The organism is Nocardiopsis sp. iso_40, from assembly GCF_056173285.1.
The window spans coordinates 555,340-577,656 of the sequence record NZ_CM149666.1 but is presented as its reverse complement, the minus strand read 5'-3'; the positions used below and the strand labels follow the sequence as shown (position 1 = coordinate 577,656).

The following is a 22,317-nucleotide window of genomic DNA, read 5'->3' as shown; positions in this document are numbered from 1 at the left end:
CGTGACTGGTGCAGCAAACTGCCGTGACACCGCCGGGCGCACCGGAAACCCGTCTTCACCGAAGGTTTCCCTCCATTCCCCACCCCCCGAAGGAGAAGTCGTGCGGCACGAACAGCTCTCGGAAATCCTCAGGGGCGCCCTGCGTGAGAACCACGTCCCGGGCGCCCAGATGACCCTCTACCACCGCGGTGAACTCCACCAGTTCGCGGTGGGAGTGGAGAAGACCGGCACCGGAAGGGAGACGACGGTCCACTCCAGGTTCCCCCTGGGTTCGGTGTCCAAGATCATTACAGCCACCCTGATCATGCAGCTCGTGGAGGACGGCGACATCGACCTCGACGCACCCGTCTCCCGTCACCTGGGGCCGGGCACGGCCTCGGTCGGCCACCCGCTGGCCGACGTGACGGCCCGCCAGCTGCTCAGCCACACCTCCGGGCTCGTGTCCGACCTTCCGGTCGGCGCCCCGGACCACTCCGTGCGCCGCTACGTCGGCTCCCTCGGCGCCGACGACCGCATCAACCCGCCGAGCACCGCGTTCTCCTACTCCAACACCGGCTACGTCGTCGCGGGCCACCTGGTGGAGAACGTCACCGGGCAGGACTGGTGGGAGACCGTGGAGTCCTATCTGTGCGACCCCACCGGCCTTGACCTGGCCTTCGTCACCGACCCGCGACCCGGTTCCGCCGATCCCGGGCTGGTCGGCGGCCACGCCGTCACGCCGGACGGAAGCGCCCACCCCGTGGACTTCCACATCGAGACCGCGCTCGCCCCGGCCGGCGGCGTCGCCGCCAGCGCGACCGCCCTGGTCGACTTCGCCCGCGCGTTCCTGGATCCCGGGGACGCCGGACTCGACGGGGACATCGCAGCACCGGCCGTCCTGCACGAGATGGGACGCTCCGTCCCCGCGGCCGACCCGTTCGGGCTCGCTGACGGCTGGGGCGCGGGCTGGTCCCTGCACCTGGCCGGGGACCGCCTCTGGTACGGACACGACGGCACGCTCGACGGCGCCACCTGCCACCTCCGGGTGGACCCGCAGGGCGGATCCGCCCTCGCCCTCACCACCAACGCGACCACCGGCATCAAGGCCTGGGAGGACCTCCTCGTGGGACTGCGCGGCGCCGGGCTCGACGTCGGCCACTACCGGCAGCCCTCCGTCACGGGTTCGACGGGCCTCACGGCGCAGCTCCCGGAGATCACCGGGAGCTACAGCAACGGCGGGCTGACGGTGCGGGTGACCCCCGCCGGCGACTCCTACCGCTTCTCCGTCGACAACGGGTTCGAAGGCGTCCTCAGCACCGGGCCGGACTCCACCTTCTCCGTCACCGCCGACCGGTACGGCGGCGCCTCCTTCAGCGGCCGTTTCCTGACCGACCACTCCGGTCCGGCACGCGTCACGGCCCTTCAGTACAACGGGCGCACCCTCCGCCGCAGCGCGCGGACCGTCCAGCCGAACGCCTGACCATCCCGCACCGGACGACGAGGACGAACCCATGAGCGAAGCGCCCGTCAACGACACCGCCGGCACCGGCTCCGGCGGCGACCGCGTACGTGCCCGCGAGGAGGTCCTGCGGCGCCTGCGCGACCGCAGGAGACCCGGCCGGGACCTGGTGAGGGTCTCCCGGGACGAACCGAACCCCCTCTCCTTCGCCCAGCGGCGGCTCTGGGTCCTGGAACAGATGATCCCCGGCCGGACCGACTACAACTCCGCCCTCGCACTCGACCTGCGCGGGAACCTGGACGAGGACGCCCTGCGACGCGCCCTCACCGCCCTGGTGCACCGGCACGAGGCCCTGCGCACGACCTTCGTGGAGGTCGACGGCGAGGGCCGTCAGGTCGTCGGGGCCCCCTTCGAGGTCGACCTCGGCAGGACCCCGGTGCCCGACGCCGACGACGACCGGCTGGCGGAGCTGGCCGCCCGGGAGTACGCCCGGCCCTTCGACATCACGACCGGCCCGCTGCTGCGGGTGCGGCTGCTGGTCGCGAGCGCCGACCACAGCGTCCTCGTGGTGTGCCTGCACCACATCGTCACCGACGGCTGGTCCCTGGGCGTCCTCCAGGACGAACTGGACCACCTCTACCGGGCCGCCCGGGAGAACCCCGGCCGAGGACCGGCGGAACTGTCCTCCTCGCTCGGCGAGCTGCCCGCCCAGTACGTCGACTACGCCGCCTGGCAGCGGGAACGGCTCGGCGGCGCCTCGTTCGACCGCTCCGTCGCCTACTGGCGCGAGAGGCTCGCGGAACCACCGGTCCTGGAACTGCCCACGGACCGCCCCCGCCCCGCCACCCGCGGAACCCGCGGCGACAGCCTGCCGTTCACCCTGGACCCCGCGCTGGCGCGCACCCTGGAACGCCTGGGCGAGAAGCACAACGCGAACCTCTTCATGGTGCTGATGACGGCGGTCCAGGTGACCCTGGCCCGCTGGAGCCGCTCCGAGGACGTCGTCCTCGGCACCGTCACGGCGGGACGCGAGGACCAGCGCCTCCACCGGATCATGGGCTTCTTCGTCAACACCCTCGCCGTGCGGCAGACGGTGGACGAGAACCTCTCCTTCGGGGCGCTGCTGGAGCGGACCCGCGCCGGTTTCCTCTCCGACCTCGACCACTCCGAGGTCCCCTTCGACACCGTCGTCGACACGGTCCTCACCGAGCGCGACCCGGCGGTCCCGCCGCTGGTGCAGGCCGCCGTGGTCTACCAGAACGCGGTCGACGGGGCCGCGGAACGCGGCACCCTGGGGGACCTGGCCGCGACCCCGCTGCCGATCCGCCGTGAGCAGTCGGTCTTCGACCTGACCCTGGAGTTCCACCCCGGAGCGGACGGCGTCGCCGCGAGCGCGGAGTTCAACTCCGACCTGTTCGACCGGGACACCGTCGCCCGCCTCGTGGACGACCTGGTGCGCGTCCTGGAGTCCGCCGCCGACCACCGTCCGCTGCGGGCGCTGGCCCTGGCCGGCCCCGGCCCGGAGGAACGGACCCGGGAGGCCGGTCGCGGTCCCGCCGGACCCCTGCCGCGCACCTTCCCGGAGATGATCGCCGAGCAGGCCGCCATGCGCCACGACGCCCCCGCACTGGTGGACGCCGGGCGCACGGTGACGTTCGGCGACCTCGACGCGCGGGCCGCCCGTATCGCCGGACACCTGCGCTCGCGCGGCGTGCGCCGCGGCGACCGCGTGGGGGTGTGCCTGGAACGCGACGCCCGCCAGGGCGAGGTCCTGCTCGGCATCATGTACGCGGGAGCCGTCTACCTGCCATTGGACTCGGAGTACCCGGCCGAGAGGCTGGCCCACATGGTCCGGGACGCCGCGCCGCACGCGGTGGTGGTGGGGCCGGAGGCGCACGGCGCCCCGCTGCCCGAGGGGACGGCCCTGCTCTCCCTCGCGGAGGACGACCTCGACACCGCGCGGCCGTGGCGCGAACCGGTCTGCCCGGCGGACCCCGCGTACATGATCTACACGTCCGGCTCGACCGGGCTCCCCAAGGGGGTGCTGGTCCCGCACCACGGGCTGGCGGCGCTGGCCGCAACCCAGGGCGAGCGGATGGACGTCGGCCCGGGCTCCCGGATGCTCCAGTTCGCCTCCCCGAGCTTCGACGCCGCCATCGCCGAGCTCGCCGTGGCCCTCCTCAACGGCGGCACGTCGGTCCTGCTCCCCCGCGAGTCCCTGCACGGCGAGGACCTGGTCGGGGCCCTGCGCACGTACGGGATCACCCACGTGACCCTGCCGCCCGCGCTCCTGCCCGGCCTGGAACCGGACGACCTCGGCCCGGTCGAGCACCTGCTCGTCGCGGGCGAGGCCTGCCCCGGAGAGCTGGTCGACCGGTTCTCCCGGGGTCGCAGGATGTACAACGCCTACGGGCCGACCGAGTCCACGGTCTGCGCGACCATCAGCGAACCCCTGGCCGGGGCCGGCGTACCGCCCCTGGGCGGAACCGTGGCCGGCACCCGCCTGTACGTCCTCGACCGGTGGCTGCGCCCGGTCCCGGACGGCGTCCCCGGCGAGCTCCACATCGCCGGCGACGGCCTGGCGTACGGCTACTGGAACCGCCCGGGTCTGACCTCGGGGCGTTTCGTGGCCGACCCGTTCGGGCCCCCCGGCGGGCGCATGTACCGGTCCGGTGACGTGGTCCGGCGCCACCGGGGCGAGCTGGAGTTCCTGGGACGTACGGACGACCAGGTCAAGATCCGCGGCCACCGGATCGAACCGGGCGAGATCGAGGGGGTCCTCACCGCGCTCCCCGGCGTGGAGCAGGCGGTCCTGGCGGTCGACGGGACGGGTACCGAGCGGCGGCTGGTCGCCTACGTGGTCCCCGCGCCCGGGCACGCCCCCACCAGCGAGGAGCTCGCGGCCGGGGCCGGTTCCCTCCCCTCCTACATGGTTCCGGCGGCCTTCGTCGTCCTCGACCGGATCCCGCTCACCCCCAACGGCAAGACCGACCGCCGCGCGCTTCCGGCCGTGGACTGGGCCGGGCGTTCCGAGGCCGAGCACGTCGCGCCCCGTACCGAGACGGAGCGCCTGCTCGCCGAGGCCTGGTGCGACGTCCTGGGGCTGGAGCGGGTCGGCGTGCACGACGACTTCTTCCGGGTCGGCGGCGACTCCGTGAGCGGTGTGCGCGTGCTCGCCAGGGCCGCGGACCGGACCGGCACCCGGCTCCCGCTCCGGGCCCTGTTCGAGCGGCCCACGGTGGCCCGGCTCGCCGAGCTCCACGAGGACGGGGGCGGCGAGTCCGCTCCCCCGTTGACCCGGGCCGAGCACGAGGGTCCGATCCCGCTGTCCGCCGCCCAGAGGCGCATGTGGTTCCTCGACCAGTACGCGCCCGGAGGGGCCGCGTACAACTCCGGCGGCGCGCTGCGCCTTTCCGGGCACCTGGACGTCACGGCACTGCGCACGGCGCTGGAGGCGCTGTTCGTGCGGCACGGATCCCTGCGCACGGTCTTCCCCAGCGAGGACGGCCGGCCCCGGCAGGCCGTCCTGGAGCACACGGACCCGCACCTGTCCGAAACCGTGCTGGACGGCGTCCCGGGCCCGGAACGCGAGGACCGCCTGGCCGGACTCGTGGCGGAGTTCGCCTCCCGGCCCTTCGACCTGGCGTCGGGCCCGCTGACCAGGGTCCTGCTGGTCCGGGTCGACGAGGACGACCACGTGCTGGCCATCGGCATGCACCACATCATCACCGACGCGTGGTCGATGTCCGTGCTGGTCCGTGAGCTCGGCGCCCTCTACGAGGCCGCCCGGAGCCGTCCGGACGCACGGGCCGCGGACCTTCCCCCGGCCGCCGGGCTCCCCGAGACCGCGTTGGCGTACACCGACTACGCGGTCTGGCAGGACCGGTTCCGCCGCAGCGAGGGCTTCGAGAGACAACTGGACTTCTGGCGCGAGGCGCTCTCCGGGGCGGAGCCCCTGGCCCTGCCCACGGACCGGCCCCGGCCGGCCCAGCGGCGCGGTCGGGGCGCCACGCGCACGTTCGAGGTCCCCGAGGACGTCATGGCCCGCGTCCGCGTCCTCGAGGCGGAGCACGGCGTCACCCTGTTCATGGTGCTGGCCGCGGCGACGGCCCTGGCCCTGTCCCGGTTCACCGGGCAGCGGGACCTCGTCCTGGGCACGGTGACCTCCGGCCGGGGCCGCTCCGAACTGGAGGACGTCGTCGGGTTCTTCGTCAACACGGTCGCGCTGCGCGCCCGGGTCCGGCCCGGGGACACCGGAGCGCGCCTCCTGGCGGACATGCGCGACACGGTCCTGGCGGCCTTCGAACACGGTGACGTCCCCTTCGACACGGTCGTCGAGGCCACCGGGCAGGAACGCGACCCGTCCCGTCCCACCCTGGTCCAGGCCCTGGTGGCCCTGCAGAACGCGCCCGGCGCCCCGTGGCGGGCCGAGGGCCTGTCCGGCTCGGACTACACCGTCGCCAGGGAGCACACGCAGTTCGACCTGACGGTGGAGTTCGTCGAGGACGGCACGCGGCTGCTCGGTGCGGTGGAGTACGACGCCGACCTCTTCGACCCGGCCACCGCGGACCGGGTCGCGCACCTGTTGCGCGCGGTCCTGGGCGCGTTGGCCGAACACCCCGGCGCGCCGCTGCGCGCCCTGGAGGCGGCTCCCGACCCGGCCGAGGCCGCGGCCCTGGCCGACTGGAGCACGGGGGAGGCCGGTGCTCCGGTCACCTCGGTGCCGGAGCTGTTCGCCCGGCAGGTCGCCCGGTCGCCGGAGGCGAGCGCCCTGGCGTGGGACGGGACCGAGCTCACCTACGCCCGCCTGGACGAACTGTCCTCGTCCCTGGCCGACCGGCTACGCGGTCTGGGCGTTCGGGCGGAGACCCCCGTTCCGCTGCTGTTGGAGCGCGGGCCCCGTGTGGTGACGGCGATGCTCGCGGTCCTGCGGGCGGGCGGAGCCTACGTCCCGATCCACCCCGACGACCCGCCCGAGCGGATCCGCCGCCTCCTGGCGGAGACCTCCGCTCCCTGTGTGCTCACCGACTCCGCGATGGCCCCACGGGTGCCGGAGGCGGAGGGCGTCGCCGTGCTCGACCTGGACGCGGAGGAGACGGACCCCGCCCGGGCCCCGCGCCCCGGTACCCGGGTCCCCGAACCGGAGAACGTCCACCCCGAGCGGCTCGCCTACGTCATGTACACGTCGGGTTCCACCGGCAGGCCCAAGGGCGTGGCCGTCACCCACGGCAACGTGGTGCGCCTGGCCACCGACCGGCGCTGGTCCGGGCACCACGGGCAGCGGGTCCTGTTCCACTCCTCGCACGCCTTCGACGCGGTCACCTACGAGATCTGGGCTCCGCTGCTGACCGGCGGCACCGTGGTGGTCGCCCCGCCCGGACGGCTCGACGCCGACGGGTTCGCCGACGTCGTCGCCCGGCACGGGGTGACCGCCACCTTCGTCACCGCCGCCCTGTTCAACCTGTACGCGGCCCAGAACCCGGCCTGTTTCACCGGCATGGTCCAGGTCATCACCGGCGGGGAGGCGGCCAGCCCGCACGCGGTGGAGCTCGTGCGCACCGCCTGCCCCGGCACCACGGTCGCCAACGGCTACGGCCCGACCGAGACGACCACCTTCGCCGCCCACCACACCGTCCCCGAGGGCCCCACACCGGACCCCGTCCCGATCGGCCGCCCGTTGGACGGCAGCCGGTTCCACGTCCTGGACGAGTCCCTGCGCCCGGTCCCGGTCGGCGCCGTCGGCGAGCTCTACGTCGGCGGCGACGTCGCCCGCGGTTACTACGGCCGCCCCGGTCCTACCGCCGAACGGTTCGTCGCCGACCCCGGTGAACCGGGCGGGCGGCTCTACCGCACCGGCGACCTCGTCCGGTGGAACAACGGGGGGCGGCTGGAGTACGTGGGCCGGGCGGACGCGCAGGTCAAGCTGCGCGGTTTCCGTATCGAGCCCGGCGAGGTCGAGGCCGCGCTCGTGCGCCTGGAGGAGGTCGCCCAGGCCACCGTCCAGGTCCACCGCGGCGCTTCCGGGGCCCGGTCCCTGGTGGCCTACACCGTCCCGGCCCCGGGGGCCGGGCTCCGTCCCGAGGCGGTCCTCGACCGGCTCCGCGCCGACCTGCCCGACTACATGGTCCCGGCGGCGGTGGTCCCGCTGGAGAGCATCCCGATCAACGCCAACGGCAAGGTCGACCGGCGGGCCCTGCCCGAACCGACCGTGCCCGAGTCCGACGGCGCGGCGCACACCCCTCCCCGCGGTCCCACCGAGACCCGTCTGGCCGAGATCTGGGCCGAACTGCTGGGGACCGACCGCGTCGGGCGCGACGACAACTTCTTCGCCCTCGGCGGGGAGTCGATCCTCAGTATCCAGATGGTGTCCCGCGTCCGGCAGGCCGGGTGGGAGATCACCACCAAGGACACCTTCCAGCACCAGACCGTCGCGGACCTGGCCGCGGCCCTGGAACAGCGCGCGGGTTCCCAGGAGAGCGCCGAAGCCTCCGCGCCGGTCGCCGGAGAGGTGGCGCTGACCCCGGTCCAGAGGTGGTTCTTCGAGACCCACCCGCGCCGCCCCGAGCACTTCGACATGTCGCTGCTGTTCGAAGCCGCTCCGGACACCGACCCGAAGCTGTGGGCCCGGGCCGCCGAGGCGGTCCTCGCCCACCACGACATGCTGCGGCTGCGGGTCGGCACCGACGGGCCCGAGCCGCGCCAGCACCTGGACGGCGCCGCGGACCCGGAGCGGTCCGTTCGCGTGGTCGGCGTCTCCCCTCCCGGGCCCGCCGCCCTGGAGCGCGCCGTGGAGCGGGAGGCCGGGCGGGAGCGCCCCCGGTCCAGGCTGGCGGACGGCCCCCTGTTCGAGACCGTGGTGTTCGACGCCGGGCCCGCTCTGGGGCCGCGGGTGCTCCTGCGCGCGCACCACCTGGTGGTGGACGGGGTGTCCTGGCGCATCCTGCTGGAGGACCTGGTCACCGCCTACGGCCAGCTCGGTTCCGGGCTTCCGGTCGGCTTGGGCGCCGGGACCACCCCGTTCCCGGTCTGGGCCGACAGGATCACCGGGTTCACCGCGGAGGGAGGCTTCGACGCCGACGCCGCGCACTGGGCCGGCCTGGCCGCCCGGAGCGCGGACGCCACGGTCCCGGTGGACCTGGACACCGGGCCCAACGACGTCGCCTCCCAGCACGTGATCGCCTCGGGGCTGACGGCGGAGGAGACCGACCTGCTCCTGCGCCGGGTCCCCGGCGCGCTGCGCAGCCGGATAGACGACGTGCTCCTGGCCGTCCTGGGCAGGACCCTCACCGAGTGGAGCGGCGTGCCGCGCCTGCTCGTCGCCAAGGAGGGCCACGGACGCGAGGACCTGTTCGACGACGTCGACCTGTCCCGCACGGTCGGCTGGTTCACCACCATCTACCCGGTTCTGCTGGAGCTGCCCGGGGGGCAGGACGCGGCGCGCTCGGTGACCGCCGTCAAGAAGGCGCTGCGCGCCGCTCCCGACGGGATCGGCTTCGGTGCGCTGCGCTATCTCGGTCCGGAGCGGCTGGCCGCACCCCTGGCGCCCCTGGCCCGTGTCCCGGTCACCTTCAACTACCTGGGCCGCTTCGGCGACCACGGCGGGGGCGGACTCATCGACCGCTTCCTGGAGGTCCCCGCCAGCGACCACGCGCCCGAGGAGGAGCGCACCAGCCTGCTCGACGTGACCGGCAGCGTCACCGACGACCGGTTGGAGTTCTCCTGGACCTACTCCGAGCACCGCCACCGGCCCGAAACCGTGCGCGCGCTGGCCGAGGACTTCGCCTCGGGGCTGCGCGAGCTGGTCGACACGGTCGGTCGGCGTCCGCGCGGGCGAACCCGCCGGGAGTGAACGGGCCCAGAGCACGCCGGCCGTTCCCGTCCGGCATCCGATCCGCCCCCGAACACAAGGAAGGACCACCACCATGAGCAACCCCTTCGACGACAACGACGCCCGTTTCCTCGTCCTGGTCAACGACGAGGGCCAGCACTCCCTGTGGCCCGTCTTCGCCGAGGTCCCCGACGGCTGGGACATCGCTCTGGACGCCTCCCCCCGGGCCGAGGCCCTGGAGTACGTGGAGAGGAACTGGACGGACATGCGGCCCGCCAGCCTGGTGGCCGCTTCGGCCGGCTGAGTCGGAACCGCGCCCGCGACGGGCGGTGGACTCCCGGGGGGCGCCGTGGTTCGCACGGCGCCCCTCCCCCGTTCCGCTGAGGGGCGGTCAGACCTTTTCGGCCACCCACCGCCTCCCCCGCGCGCGGGAGGACGCGCGGGGCGGGGCCGTCCTGGCTGCGTGGATGCCGCATCCCAGGAGGGCCAGCCCGAAATCGGTGGCCAGGTGCCGGGTACGGTTGCCCTCCCTGGCCGTGGTGATCAGACCCGCCTCCCGAAGGATCGCCGTGTGTTCGCTGATCACTGTCGGGGAGACGTAGAGGGCGGCGGCCAACTCCCCGGTGGAGAAGGGGGCCACCAGTCGGGCCAGGATCGCTGACCGGGTCTTTCCCAGCAGCCGCCCCAGGGACGTCGCCCCCGGGGTGGTGCCGAAGAGCAGTGTGTCGAGGTGTTCTCCGGGTTCGCGCGCGGGGAACAGCAGGACCGTGCGGACGGAGTCGCCGTCCGCGCGCGGAACGGTCCAGTGCACCGCCCTCGGAGCATCGTCGAGGAAGACCGAGGGCATCAGCACCATGCCCTTCCCCTCCGGGCGTATCGTCCGGTCCTCGCCGTCGTCCACGGTGAGCACGAGCCCGCTCTCGTTGTGGACGCGGGCGCCCACGGACTCCAGGCCCGCGAGCACACCCGAGAGGTTCATCGTCCGGCCGATCCGGCTCCCGGCGGTGGAGTGCTGGCCGCGCAGCACCGCTCCAGCGGGTGCCAGGACCGAGCGGTGCAGACGGCCGAGCACGGAGAGCGCCCAGCGGGCCTCCTCGCCGACCGGGCCGGGGGACGCGTCTGCACCGGGACCGGCGGCTTCCAACAGCGCGGGCAGGACCACCGGGGCGAGGCGTTCCACTTTCTCCAGGTCCGAGCGCACCACGGGCACGGACGACAGGGCGGTCCGCGCACGGCGCACCCAGTTCTCCCCGCCCCTGCCACCCTCACCGCGCAGGGGGCCGGCCGCCAGGGCGGCTTCGACGAGCATGGGGGTCTCACCGTGTACACGGGTCCGACCGACGTCTTCCATGGAGAGGTGAATCCTCGACAACGCTCCGTTCCTTTCTCTTCGACCGACCGGTCCGGCGGCCGGATCAGCGCACGCGGCGCAGGTAGGCCCGCAGGGCCAGCGGCATGAGGACGATCTGGATGCCCGCCACGGCACCCAGGCTGATGAGGATCGGCATGACCGTGGGACCGCCGAGCATCAGCCCGCGGACGGCGTCGACGAAGTAGGTGACCGGGTTGATCCCGACCCAGACCTCCAGCCAGCCGGGCATGGTCTCGGGTGCGGCGAAGATGTTGCTGCCGAAGGTCAGGGGCAGGATGACCGCCATCGCGATGCCCGGCACCGCCTGGGGCCCGGTGGCGACCATGCCGATGATCACCGACATCCAGCACAGGGTCAGGCCGAAGACCACGACCAGCGCGCAGGCGAGCAGTGCCGACAGCGGGTCGGTCTGGATCCGGAAGCCGAGTGCGAAGGCCAGGAGCAACAGGACGGTCAGCGCGACCACGTAGCGGAGCACGTCGCCGAGCACCGCGCCGACCAGCGGTGCGGAGCGGGCGATCGGCAGGCTCCGGAAGCGGTCGAAGACGCCTTTGGAGATGTCGGTGTTCAGGGCCATGCCCGTCCCGATGCTGGCGTACATGGTGATCTGCACCATCAGGCCGGGGACGAGGGTCTGGAGGTAGGACTGCCAGTCCCCCGCGATGGCCCCTCCGAACAGGAAGACGAAGACCACCAGGAAGAGGATGGGCTGGATGACGGTGTCGATGAGGGACGACGGTGTGCGGACCAGGTAGCGGATGTTGCGGCTGGCGAGGATCATCCCGTGCCTGGCCGCGGTGGCGGGGCCGATCCGGATCCGGGGGCTCGGCTCCACGGACGGGTGCGCGTCGACGGTGGCCGTGGCGCTCATGTGCTGCTTCCCTTCTCTGCGGCGGTCGGCTCTGCCCTGCCGGCCTTCTGGCCGGTCAGGGTGAGGAAGACGTCGTCGAGGCTGGGCAGGCCCAGGCCGAGCTCGTCGGTGCTGATCGCGGCGTCGTCCAACCTCCGCACCAGTGCGGACAGCAGGACCGGGTCCTCCACGGGGGCGCTGAGGAGTCCGCGCTCGCCGTCGACGCTGGGGCGCACCCCGCTCAGCAGTTCCGTGAGGATCTCCTCGGTGCGCCGCACGTCGGCCGGGTCCACCGGGCGTACGTGCAGGGTCTGGGAGCCCACGCGCTGCTTGAGCTCCTTGGGCGCGCCCTCCGCGACCACGCGCCCCTGGTCGATGACCGTCACCCGGTCGGCGAGCTGGTCCGCCTCCTCCAGGTACTGCGTGGTGAGCAGGATCGTGGTGCCCTCGTCGGAGAGGCCGTGGACGATGCTCCACAGGCGGTTGCGGCTGTGCGGGTCCAGTCCGGTGGTCGGCTCGTCCAGGTAGAGCACGCGGGGGCGGCCGACCAGGCTCGCGGCGAGGTCGATGCGGCGCCGCATACCGCCGGAGTAGGTCTTGACCGGGCGGTCGCCGGCGTCGACCAGCTCGAAGCGCTCCACGAGCTCGCGGGCGCGGACCCGGGCCTGACGTCCGGACAGGTCCAGCAGGCGCCCGACCAGTTCGAGGTTCTCCATCCCGGTGAGTTCCTCGTCGACGGAGGCGTACTGACCGGTCAGCCCGATGATCCCGCGCACGGAGACGGGGTCGCGCAGCGCGTCGTGGCCGTCGACGAAGACGGTCCCCTCGTCCGGCCGCAGCAGCGTCGCGAGGATGCGTACCGTGGTCGTCTTGCCCGCGCCGTTAGGTCCCAGCACGCCTTGGATGCTTCCTCGGGGGATACCGAGCGAGACCCCGTCCAGGGCCGTGTTCGCCCCGTACCGCTTGACCAGGCCCTCTGCCTGGATACAGGTGTTCATTGGTGTTCCTCCTTCTGTACGGAGGAACTCTCACAGAGCGCGCGGTCAGTGCCCGGTCAGTTCGCGGACACCCGTGACCGGTTGGTCCGGGCAGTGACCGCCGCGGTGTCCGCGGACCAACGGAAAACGCTGTGAGCTGCGCTGACGCTCCGTCAGTCGCGGACACCGACCGCTTCGGCGGGGTGGGCGCGCAGTGCGAGCAGGGTGGGGACGAGGACCGCCGCCACGCCGACGAGCGCTGTCGCCCCCGCCACCACCGCGTACGGGCCGCCCAGCCCGGGCGGGAGCGGCGTGCCGAGGAAGGCGACGCTGAGCAGGGAGAGGGGGACCAGGGCGACGAGGGTGCCGAGCAGCACGGCCACGGCCACCAGTACGGCGGCCTCCAGGAGGACCATCCGCACCACCACGCGGCGCTCCGTACCGATCAACCTCAGGAGAGCGAACTCCCGGGATCGCCCCGAGGTGGCCATGACAAGGGAGTTCAGCACACCGATGGCGACGTAGGCGAGGATCACCCCGAGCCCGGCGAAGTTGATCCAGGCGGCCACGCGCGCCTCGGGCCGGCTGTCCGCGGCGACGCCGTCGGTCCCCTCCGTCTCCAGGCCGGGGCGCTCGGCGGCCACCGCGGCCAGGGCCTCTTCCAGCTGCTCCCGGCCGTGCCCCTCGGCGGCGCCCACCAGCAGGCGCCGCGGGGGTCCGCTGTGCCCCGCCAGGTCCTCCTCGTGGAACAGCGCCTGGCCGAAGCCCAGCCCCCGCTCGTACTCGGCCACCAGCCGGACGGTGGTCGGCGTCCCGTCACCGAGCACCACCTCGAGTTCGTCGCCGACCCGCGCCCCGGCCAGGTTCGCGCTGGAGCGCTCCAGCGCGACGGTCCCGGGGGCCAGGTCGACCAGGTCCCCCTCGACGGCGCCGGGGTCCAGGAGCGTCCCGGCGGCACCGGCGGCCACACCCTGCGCCCTGAGCTCCATCGGTTCGGTGTCCCCGAACAGGTCGGTCCGCAGGATCACGGAGGTCTCCCGAAGGACCGACACGGATCCCGCCTCCGGCAGGGCCGAAACCCGCGCGGCCGTCTCCGGGGCGATCCCGGAGACCCCGGTGGCGCGCAGTACCGCGTCCGCGCCCATGCCCTGCTCCACCTGCCGCTCGGCGCCGGCCGCGAGGACGGTCTGGGTGGTGACCATGGTCAGGGTGAAACCGACCGCGAGCACCAGGGGGGTGAGCAGGGTCGCGAACCGGCGGGGGTCGGCCGTGACGGCCGCCGCCGCGAGGAACCCGCTGATCGGCGACCTCCGCAGCAGGCGCCCGGCCGCACCGAGGACCGGGCGCGTGAGTGCCGGGCCGAGCAGGGCGATGCCCAGCACCAGGACGAGGGCGGCCCCGCCCGTACCGGCCGAACCGGCCTCGGTCCGCATGCCGAGCGGGGTCATCGCGGCGCTCACACCCAGGACCAGGCAGAGCAGGCCCAGGCTCCGGCGCCACGCGGGGAGCTCGGGCGGTGTCGGCGCGCGCACCTCGCGCAGTGCCTCCACCGGCGGGGTACGCGCCGCGCTCGCGGCCACGGCGGTGGTTCCGGCGACGGCGGTGAGCACGACCGACAGCACGGCGGCCAGGAACGGCAACGGCCCCAGGGCCAGCGGCAGATCCGCCGGAACCGCGCCCAGGCGGGCGAAGTACGACCTCAGGGCCTCGGCGACCAGCGCGCCGGGGACGCAGCCCAGCAGGCCGGCGGCCAGGGAGAGCAGCAGTGCCTCGGCACACACCATCCGGGCGACCTGTCGGGGGGTCGCACCGATCGCCCTCAGCACGGCGAACTCGCGGAACCTCTGGTTGGTGGACAGGGCGAGGGTCGTGGTGACCACGAACAGGGCGATGAGCACGGCCAGGCCGCCGAAGGCGAGGGCCACCGTCAGCAGGAGCGAGCGCCCCTGACCGACGTCGGCGAACTCGGCGCGGTTGGCGGCGCCGCCGTCGTACACGGTCGCGTCGGGTACGGCGGCGGCCAGGTCGTCCTCGAGCCGGTCGGTGTCGGCGCCCTCGGCGGCCACCACACCGACCGCGTGGAAGGAGTCCGGGTCCGGGGCGAGCCGTGCCGCCTCGCCGGTGTGCAGGAACAGCACCTGCTCCCGCGCCCGGGCGCCGTCCCCGTGCCGGGCGATCCCGCTCACCCCGTAGACCCGGGTCCCGTCGCCCTCGACCAGTTCGACCCGGCCGCCGACCCCGACCTGAAGGGTCTCGGCGAGCGGCTCGTCGACGACCACCTCTCCGGCACCCCCGGGCGCCTCCCCCTCCACCAGCGTGAAGGGGCCCAGCGGGGCGGTGTCCCACCCGTGCCCGGTCACCGGTGTCACGTCCTCGTCCGGTCCGGGGGGCACGGCGTCGAGGGCGAGCCGGTGGTCGCCCACCGCCGTTCGCACTCCGGGAAGAGCGGCCGCCTCCTCGACCGTCTCCGCAGGCAGGCCGACGGGTTCGGACAGAGCGGCGCTGGTGGTGCGGTGGCGTCCCCCGAAGTCCGCCTCCGTGTCGCCTCCGAGCACCGCGTCGGCCCCGGCGTAACGGTAGGGCTCCACCGAGGCGCGCAGTCCCGACTCGACCAGCACCCCGGAGGCGGTGAGCAGGGCCGAGGCGCACGCCAGGGCGAGGAACGTCCCGGCGAAGGCGCCCTTGCGGGCGCGCAGGGTCCTGGCTGCGACGGAGAGCACCCTCACCCCCTCCTCAGGCGGCTCATCCGCTCGGCCACGGCCGGGGCGGTCGGCCGGTCCAGGGAGTCGACGATCCGGCCGTCCGCGAGGAACAGGGCGGTGTCCGCGTAGGAGGCGGCGACCGGGTCGTGGGTGACCATGAGGACCGTCTGGTCGAGTTCGTCGACGCTGTCGCGGAGCAGTTGCAGGACGCGTCCGCCGGTGTCGGAGTCCAGTGCGCCGGTGGGCTCGTCGGCCAGGACCAGGTCCGGGCGGTGGATGAGCGCGCGGGCGATGGCCACGCGCTGCTGCTGGCCGCCGGAGAGCTCCGCGGGCCGGTGTCCGAGCCGGTCCGCGATGCCGACCCGTTCGAGGACCCGGTCGGCCCAGTCCCGGTCGAGCGGTGCCCCGGCCAGTCGCAGCGGCATGGTGACGTTGTCCTGCACGTCGAGCGAGGGCAGCAGGTTGTAGGCCTGGAAGACGAAGCCGACCCGCTCGCGGCGCAGCCGGGTGAGCTCGTTCTCGGACAGCCCCGACAGGGCGACGCCGCCCAGCCGGACCTCGCCCCCGGTGGGCCGGTCCATGCCGGAGGCACAGTGCAGAAAGGTGCTCTTACCCGAACCCGAAGGGCCCATTAGCACGACGAAACTCCCCTTGGCAACGGATAGGGAAATATCCGCAAGGGCACTGACCGACCTCCCCGCACAATCGTATCTCCGATACACTCTGTCCATTCGAAGCGGAAGGCTGGCAGTCGCCTCCGAAACAACTTCCCCACCATTTTCAGCGGCGACGTCCGACCCATGCACCGGCGACATTCAAACCCCCTGTTGGACTTTCCCGAATCGTACACCAGAAGACGAAACAAAAAACACCCTCCAGGGATTCGTTCCTTTTCTGGAAAGGTGGCCACGGCAGGGGGCGAGGTTGAGGACCAAGAGCCGCACCAGCAGGACAACACCCTCCGCAACCAGAGCAATCCCCCCGGTCAGAGCGGCGCGCCTGCACGAGGCGCGGCGGCGGACGATTGCGGAAACCCTGTACGTCGTCCGCGCTTTCCACTCCTGTCTGAACGCCTGGTTCCTTCTCGTACTCCTTCTTCTCGCCCAGGCCACAACTGCCCTTATCATCGGTTATCCACTGCGCCGATGGGTCGGCACTGGCCTCGTCCGGACCGCGACCAGGGACAGCGAACACGCAGTTTCCCACCTCTGGGCACGGGGCTACGGAAAACCGGGCGCCCAGGGCAGGGGGGAGTGTGGCCCCGCCTTTCTCGCGGCCATGCGCTGGGCCCTGGTGAACTCGGTGACCGGACCCGTGGTCGGCTGTGTGACGATGGTCCTCGGTGTCGGGGCCGCCGTCTCCTTCACCTGCCCGCTGTGGTGGTGGCTGCTCCCCGCCGAGTACGCGGTCAACCCGGGCCTGTACCGGGTCGACTCCTGGCTGGCGGCCGCGGCCACCCCGCTCGTCGGCCTCGTCTACCTCGCCCTGTACCTGACCCTGGTCCCCCGGTTCGCGCTCTGGCACGCCCGGCTGGCGCACCGCACCCTCACCAGGGGTGACAGCGGGCTACTCGCCCGGATCACGCAGATCACGGCCTCGCGCGACGACGCGTTGGAGGTCCACCGGACCGAACTGCTGCGCATCGAACGGGACCTGCACGACGGCACCCAGAACCGTCTGGTCGCCATGCGCGTGCACCTGGGGCTCCTCGAACGGGTACTGGCCGAGAACCCCGAGCGGGCACGGGACCTGCTGGAGACCGCGAAGGACGCCGCCGACGAGGCCCTGCGCGAACTCCGCCACGTCGTCCGGAGCATCTACCCGCCGTTGCTGGCCGACCGGGGGCTGGCCTCGGCCGTCTCCTCCCTGGCCGCCCGCTGCCCCCTGCCCTGCTCCGTGGACGCGGCCGGGTTCGGCCGCGCCCCCGTCGCCGTCGAGACCGCCGCGTACTTCGTGGTGGCCGAGGCGCTCACCAACGTCCACAAACACTCCCACGGCTCCCATGCCTCGGTGGTCCTCACCCGCACCGAGGGCTCCGTCCTCGTCCGCGTCACCGACGACGGCCGCGGCGGAGCGGACGAGCACTCCGGGACCGGGTTGGCCGGCCTGCGCCGACGGGTCGCCTCCCTGGAGGGGGAGCTGAGCATCTCCAGCCCGACCGACGGACCCACCACAGTGGAAGCGAGATTCCCATGCGTGTACTGATCGCCGAGGACGACGCCCTCCTGCGCCGGGGCCTCTCCCTGCTGCTGGAGGTGGAGGGCTTCGAGATGGTGGGCGCCGCACAGGACGCGGAGACCTTCCTCGAACTGTTCGACCGGCACCGGCCCGACACCGCCGTGATCGACGTGCGCCTGCCGCCGAGCTTCTCCGACGAGGGGCTGCGCGCCGCCGCCGAGATACGGCGGCGGGTCCCGAACATGCCGGTGCTGGTCCTGTCGGCGCACGTGGACGACGAGTACGCGGGCGAGCTCCTCGGCAGCGGCACCAACGGGGTCGGCTACCTGCTCAAGGACCGGGTCGGGGACGTGAGCGACTTCGTGGAGGCGCTGACCCGGGTGGCCCGGGGCGGTGTCGCCCTGGACCCGGAGGTGGTGGACCAGCTCATCGGCGGGCGCCCGGCCAGCGACCCCCTCAGCTCCCTGACCGACCGCGAACACCAGGTGCTCGACCTCATGGCCCAGGGCCACGACAACGCGGGCATCTGCTCCCTGCTGGGCCTGTCCACGCCCGCGGTGAGCAAGCACATCGGAGCGATCTTCGGCAAGCTCGGCCTGTCCGGCCCGGGCCACGGCCACCGGCGCGTCCAGGCGGTCCTGGCCTACCTCAGGAAGTAGGCCGCACGGTCACCGGAAACCGTGCGGCTCCCGCTCCGCCTCCGCCATGAGCGCCTCGAGTTCCTCGCGTCCCAGCTCCTTCTCCAGGTGCGACAGCAGAGCGCGGACCCGGGGGCTCCCCTGGTCCCGGCGTCCGCGGGTGTGCGCGGCCGTGCCCAGCGCACGGGCCGCGGCGCGCGCGTCGCCCCCGGCCGACTCCAGTCCGGCCACGAGTTCGAGGACGGAGGCCGAGTAGGAGTTCATCCCCAGCTCCACCGCCAGTTCCAGCGCGGCCGAGGCCGCCTCCCGGGCCCGTTCCGGGTCGTCCTCGGCCAGAGCGACCGCGGCCTCGCGCTGCAGCACCTCGGCTCGCAGGTAGGCGGTGTCCTGGCGGGCGTCGTCCAGCAGGGCGCGCGCCTCGGAGGTCAGTCTCCGCGCCTGCCCCGTCAGCTCCCGGGCCAGGGCCAGGTCGCTCATCCGCGCCAGGCACTGGATCCGGTGTTCGACGATGGGGGCCGGCTCGGCGCTGAGCACCCGGGCGAAGGTGGTGTCGGCGTCCTCGAGGAGGCCGGCGCGCATCTGTTCCGTGCCGAGGCTGATCAGCACGGTCACGGCCAGGCTCGCGCTCTCCCCCACCGAGCCGGTCAGTTCCAGGGCTTCCCGCAGCCCGCGGACCGCGTGGTCCCCCTCGCCCCGGAGCGACTGGTACTCGGCCAGGGCCCTGAGGAGCTGGGCGGTCATCCACCGGTCCCCCACAGCGCGGAAGGCCCCGGCGGCCTCCTCCGTGGCGGCCTCGGCCCTCTCCGAGTCCCCCCGGGCCTCCGCCCACAGTGCCCGGTAGGAGAGTCCGGCCGCGCGCACCCAGGGGTGGGGGTGTTCCCGGGTGGCGTCGATGACCGAGCCGACCAGCTCCCAGTCCCCGGCGGCCAGCGCGCACCTGAGACCGATCACGGCCAACGGCGGGTAGGCGGAGAGCGCTTCGGCGTCGGTCGCGAGCCGCACGGCGTCGGTCTGCCCCGTGTCGTCGCGACCCGCGTCCTCCTGGACCGGGAGCATGGCCCGCAGCGCCCGGAGCACGTCCCGGGTGTCCCCGGGGAGCTCCTCCTCCCGGTCGGCGACCTCCCCCGTCCACCGGGAGGCGTCCTCATACCTGCCGCGGAGCACCCAGTACCAGCTCAGGGCGCGGGTCAGGCGGGCGGCCACCGCCATGTCCCCCTGTTCCGACACGTACCGGAGCACCGCCATGACGTTGTCGTACTCCTCGTCCAGGGAGCGCAGCGCCTCGGCCTGTCCGCGCCCGAGCAGTTCCCGGGCGGCGTTCTCGACCAGGTCCATGTGGTGGGCGATGGCACCGGCCCACGCGTTCTCCGACTCCCCGGACTCCAGCAGCCGTTCGCGCGCGTACGCCTGGGTCGTTTCGAGGAAGCGGTAGCGGGTCCGGCCCTGCGGGGAGCCGGCGGTGCGCAGCAGCGACCTGTCGCTCAGGCCCGCGAGCAGGAACGGCACGTCCTCCGGGGTGACGCCGCTGCCCGAGCAGACCGCGGCGGCCGCGGACTCCGTCACACCGCCGGGGAGTACCGACATCCGGCACGCGACGGTGCGCTCCTCGTCGGTCAGCAGGTTCCAGCTCCACTCCAGCACGGCGCGCAGGGTGCGGTGCCGGTTCGCGACCGGCCTGCGGGTGGTGGACAGCAGTGTGAAACGCTCCTCCAGGTGCCGGGAGATCTCCTGGAGGGACATCGACCGGGTCCGCGCCGCGGCCAGTTCGATGGCCAGCGGCAGTCCGTCGATGCGTCGGCAGATCTGCGCCACCGTCCCCATCGCCTCGTCGTCGAAGACCAGGCCCGGGCTGGTCAGGGAGGCCAGTTCGACGAACATGGCCACGGCGGTGGACTGCCGGGGGTCCCCCTCGGGGAGCCCGAGCGGGTCCAGGGAGATCAGCGCCTCCCCGTTGACCGCGAGGGGTTCGCGGCTGGTGGCGAGCACCCGCAGCTGCGGGCAGTGCGCGAGCAGGCCCACGAGCACCGCGGCGACGTCGTCCACCAGGTGCTCGCAGTTGTCCAGGACCAACAGGGCCCGGCTGCCGGAGAACGCGGAGAGCACCTGGGACAGGCGGCTGGGTCCCGGGTCCTGGCCGACCGCGAGCGAACCGCCGCCGACCCCGACGGCGTCGGCCAGCGCGTCGACGATGCCGTTCCTGTCGCGGACCACCGCCAGCTCCACGAAGTGGACCGGGCGGTCGCCGCCCTCGTCGCGGGAGGCGAACTCGGCCGCGGTGCGGGTCTTGCCCACGCCGCCGGGGCCGAAGAGGGTCACCAACCGGGTGCGCCCGAGCAGGGCACCGATCGATTCGAGCTCCCGCTCGCGCCCGAAGAACCGGGTGAGGTAGGGGTTGGACCAGCCGTGCCGGGGCGGCGCCACCGCGCGCAGGATGTTCGTGTGGAGTTCGCGGAGCCATGGCGCGGGCTCCGTCCCCAGTTCCTCGGCCAGCGTGGTGCGCAGGCGCTCGTAGGCGGCCAGGGCCTCGCCGTCGCGGCCGCTCCGCTGCAGGGCCAGCACCAGCAGGCCGTGGCAGCGTTCGCGCAGCGGGTGGGCGTCGCACACGGCCCGCAGCTCCGGCACCGGGTCGGCCTTGTCCCCGGCGCGGATCCCGCTCTCGATCAGGTCCTCGGTGGCGCTCAGGCGCAGTTCGGCCAGCCGTTGGCGCTCGGTTTCGGCGAAGCGCCCGCGCACGTCCACCAGGGGCTCGTCGCGCCACAGCTCCAGGGCACGGCGCAGTGTCTCGGCCGCCCCGTGGGGGTCGTGGCCGCGCAGCAGGGCCCCGCCCCGGGCGACCAGCTGTTCGAAGACGTGCGAGTCGACCTTTTCGGACGGGACGTCGAGCATGTACCCACCCGGCATCGCCACCGGTCCGAGCTCGGTGACGCCCTGGTCGCGCAGGTGGGACCGGGCCCTGGAGGCCAGCCGCTGGACGGTGCTGTGGCCGCCGTCCGGCGGGGCCCCGTCCCACAGGTCCTCCAGCAGCGCCCCGGTGGGCACCACCTGTCCCGGGGACAGGGCCAGTCGGGCCAGCAGGGACACCACACGCCCCCCGGGCACGGCCAGCGACCGACCCTGACCGTCCCGAACCCCGAAGGACCCCAGCATCTCTACGCGCATAGACCCGAATCTGCCAGACCGGCACCGGCCTCACAAACGCCCTCGGCGCCGCGTCAGCCCCGGTCGTCCCGGAGGACCGACCGAAACCGTCCCCTCGGAGCCCCGGGGGTTATTCGGCCCGGGCCCCGCGGCGGCGGGCGACCTCGTAGAGGGAGACCCCCGCGGCGACGGAGGCGTTCAGGGACTCGGCACCGCTGATCGGGATGCTGGCGACCACGTCGCAGGACTCCCGGACCAGACGGGAGAGACCCTTGCCCTCGGAGCCCACGACCACCACCAGCGGACCGGTGGCCAGTTCGAGGTCGGGCAGCTGGGTGTCGCCGTCGGCGTCCAGTCCGGCGACGAACAGCCCGGCCTTCTTGTAGGCCTCCAGGGTGCGGGTCAGGTTGGTGGCCTGGGCGACGGGCAGCTTGGCCAGGGTCCCGGCGGAGGTCTTCCACGAGGACATGGTCACGCTGGCGGCGCGCCGCTCCGGGATGAGCAGGCCGTGCGCGCCGAAGGCGGCGGCCGAACGCGCGATGGCGCCCAGGTTGTGCGGGTCGGTGACCCCGTCCAGGGCGACGATCAGCGGCGGGGTGTCCGAGGCCAGCGCCTTGTCGAGCAGGCCCTCGGCCGCCCAGTACTGGTACGGGCGGACCTGGAGCACGATGCCCTGGTGGGTGGCGCCGGGCAGGCCGTTGCTCTCGCAGCGGCGGTCCAGGTCGGTGCGGTTCACCTCGACGACGTCCACGCCCTGGGAGCCGGCCAGCTTGGCGGCCTCGTTGACGCGGTCGTCGGGGTCGAGGCTGTTGGCCAGGAACAGGCGGATCGCGGGCATGCCCGCGCGCAGCGCCTCGACGACCGGGTTGCGCCCGATCAGCAGGTCGGAGTTGTCGGGGCGGTTGGGCGAGCGCTCCTTGCGGGGGCTGTCCGAACCCGCGTCCGGGCCTCCGGTCCTGGCGCGCTGCTGCTTGGCGGTCTTGGACCGCTGCTTGCCGTCGTACCAGTGCCGCTGTTCCGCGGGCAGGGTACCGCTCTTGGGCTCCAGGGAACGGCGGTTCTTGCCGCCGCTGCCCTTGGTCGGGCCCTTCTTGCTCTTCTTCGCCGGCATGGTCGCCGCCTCCCGATACGTGTTGCGAGCATGCCGGAAGCGCTCTTCCGGCCAGTGGGGTAGCCGCGACGCCGATGAGCGGCGG

Annotated in this window: 12 protein-coding genes; 5 read left to right on the top strand and 7 right to left on the bottom strand. The window is 73.5% G+C overall.

The window, feature by feature from the left end; genetic code table 11:
- Positions 1-100: 100 nt before the first annotated feature.
- The 3 genes from AC0VYD_RS02530 to AC0VYD_RS02520 all read left to right on the top strand — a co-directional run bounded on the left by AC0VYD_RS02530 (position 101) and on the right by AC0VYD_RS02520 (position 9,570).
- Positions 101-1,459 (top strand): serine hydrolase domain-containing protein, encoded by a 1,359-nt coding sequence (locus AC0VYD_RS02530; protein WP_475478392.1) that lies wholly within the window; start codon positions 101-103, stop codon positions 1,457-1,459.
- Between the two features lie 31 nt (positions 1,460-1,490).
- A complete protein-coding gene (locus AC0VYD_RS02525) occupies positions 1,491-9,287 on the top strand; it encodes an amino acid adenylation domain-containing protein (RefSeq protein WP_475478391.1) in 7,797 nt (2,598 codons plus the stop codon).
- A 73-nt stretch (positions 9,288-9,360) separates the two neighbouring features.
- Positions 9,361-9,570, top strand: coding sequence for an MbtH family protein (locus AC0VYD_RS02520; RefSeq protein ID WP_475478390.1), 210 nt, complete (start codon positions 9,361-9,363; stop codon positions 9,568-9,570).
- 87 nt (positions 9,571-9,657) lie between these two features.
- Here the strand turns inward: AC0VYD_RS02520 and AC0VYD_RS02515 are convergent, their stop codons facing one another.
- From AC0VYD_RS02515 to AC0VYD_RS02495, 5 genes are all read right to left on the bottom strand, one after another.
- On the bottom strand, positions 9,658-10,617 hold the full coding sequence (locus AC0VYD_RS02515) for an ArsR/SmtB family transcription factor (RefSeq protein WP_475478389.1): 960 nt from the start codon (positions 10,615-10,617) through the stop codon (positions 9,658-9,660).
- A 64-nt stretch (positions 10,618-10,681) separates the two neighbouring features.
- Positions 10,682-11,509 carry an ABC transporter permease gene (locus AC0VYD_RS02510; protein ID WP_475478388.1) on the bottom strand — a complete coding sequence of 276 codons (828 nt, stop codon included), beginning with the start codon at positions 11,507-11,509 and terminating at the stop codon, positions 10,682-10,684.
- Positions 11,506-12,486, bottom strand: coding sequence for an ATP-binding cassette domain-containing protein (locus tag AC0VYD_RS02505; RefSeq protein WP_475478387.1), 981 nt, complete (start codon positions 12,484-12,486; stop codon positions 11,506-11,508). The genes AC0VYD_RS02510 and AC0VYD_RS02505 overlap by 4 nt, the downstream gene beginning before the upstream one ends.
- A gap of 152 nt (positions 12,487-12,638) precedes the next feature.
- Positions 12,639-15,185 carry an ABC transporter permease gene (locus AC0VYD_RS02500; RefSeq protein WP_475478386.1) on the bottom strand — a complete coding sequence of 849 codons (2,547 nt, stop codon included), beginning with the start codon at positions 15,183-15,185 and terminating at the stop codon, positions 12,639-12,641.
- A 2-nt stretch (positions 15,186-15,187) separates the two neighbouring features.
- On the bottom strand, positions 15,188-15,898 hold the full coding sequence (locus AC0VYD_RS02495; RefSeq protein WP_475480161.1) for an ABC transporter ATP-binding protein: 711 nt from the start codon (positions 15,896-15,898) through the stop codon (positions 15,188-15,190).
- Positions 15,899-16,469: 571 nt separating this feature from the next.
- Between AC0VYD_RS02495 and AC0VYD_RS02490 the strand changes: the two genes are divergently transcribed.
- Together AC0VYD_RS02490 and AC0VYD_RS02485 are read left to right on the top strand one after the other, a co-directional pair.
- A complete protein-coding gene (locus AC0VYD_RS02490; RefSeq protein ID WP_475478385.1) occupies positions 16,470-17,372 on the top strand; it encodes a sensor histidine kinase in 903 nt (300 codons plus the stop codon).
- The gene (locus AC0VYD_RS02485; RefSeq protein WP_475478384.1) at positions 17,360-18,004 is read left to right on the top strand and encodes a response regulator transcription factor; all 645 of its coding nucleotides are present in this window, start codon (positions 17,360-17,362) and stop codon (positions 18,002-18,004) included. Before AC0VYD_RS02490 ends, AC0VYD_RS02485 begins: the two co-directional genes overlap by 13 nt.
- 9 nt (positions 18,005-18,013) lie before the next feature.
- Here the strand turns inward: AC0VYD_RS02485 and AC0VYD_RS02480 are convergent, their stop codons facing one another.
- Together AC0VYD_RS02480 and rlmB are read right to left on the bottom strand one after the other, a co-directional pair.
- Positions 18,014-21,142: a BTAD domain-containing putative transcriptional regulator gene (locus AC0VYD_RS02480; protein ID WP_475478383.1), complete on the bottom strand. Its 3,129-nt coding sequence runs from the start codon at positions 21,140-21,142 to the stop codon at positions 18,014-18,016.
- A gap of 109 nt (positions 21,143-21,251) precedes the next feature.
- Positions 21,252-22,232 carry a 23S rRNA (guanosine(2251)-2'-O)-methyltransferase RlmB gene (gene rlmB / locus AC0VYD_RS02475; protein ID WP_475478382.1) on the bottom strand — a complete coding sequence of 327 codons (981 nt, stop codon included), beginning with the start codon at positions 22,230-22,232 and terminating at the stop codon, positions 21,252-21,254.
- Positions 22,233-22,317 lie beyond the last annotated feature (85 nt).

Excerpts from the sequence above, each read along its gene's own strand:
- AC0VYD_RS02505 (WP_475478387.1), bottom strand. The coding sequence starts at position 12,486 with ATGAACACCTGTATCCAGGCAGAGGGCCTGGTCAAGCGGTACGGGGCG.
- AC0VYD_RS02485 (WP_475478384.1), top strand. The coding sequence starts at position 17,360 with ATGCGTGTACTGATCGCCGAGGACGACGCCCTCCTGCGCCGGGGCCTC.
- AC0VYD_RS02480 (WP_475478383.1), bottom strand. The coding sequence starts at position 21,142 with ATGCGCGTAGAGATGCTGGGGTCCTTCGGGGTTCGGGACGGTCAGGGT.
- AC0VYD_RS02495 (WP_475480161.1), bottom strand. The coding sequence starts at position 15,898 with ATGGACAGAGTGTATCGGAGATACGATTGTGCGGGGAGGTCGGTCAGT.
- rlmB (WP_475478382.1), bottom strand. The coding sequence starts at position 22,232 with ATGCCGGCGAAGAAGAGCAAGAAGGGCCCGACCAAGGGCAGCGGCGGC.
- AC0VYD_RS02525 (WP_475478391.1), top strand. The coding sequence starts at position 1,491 with ATGAGCGAAGCGCCCGTCAACGACACCGCCGGCACCGGCTCCGGCGGC.
- AC0VYD_RS02515 (WP_475478389.1), bottom strand. The coding sequence starts at position 10,617 with ATGGAAGACGTCGGTCGGACCCGTGTACACGGTGAGACCCCCATGCTC.
- AC0VYD_RS02520 (WP_475478390.1), top strand. The coding sequence starts at position 9,361 with ATGAGCAACCCCTTCGACGACAACGACGCCCGTTTCCTCGTCCTGGTC.
- AC0VYD_RS02510 (WP_475478388.1), bottom strand. The coding sequence starts at position 11,509 with ATGAGCGCCACGGCCACCGTCGACGCGCACCCGTCCGTGGAGCCGAGC.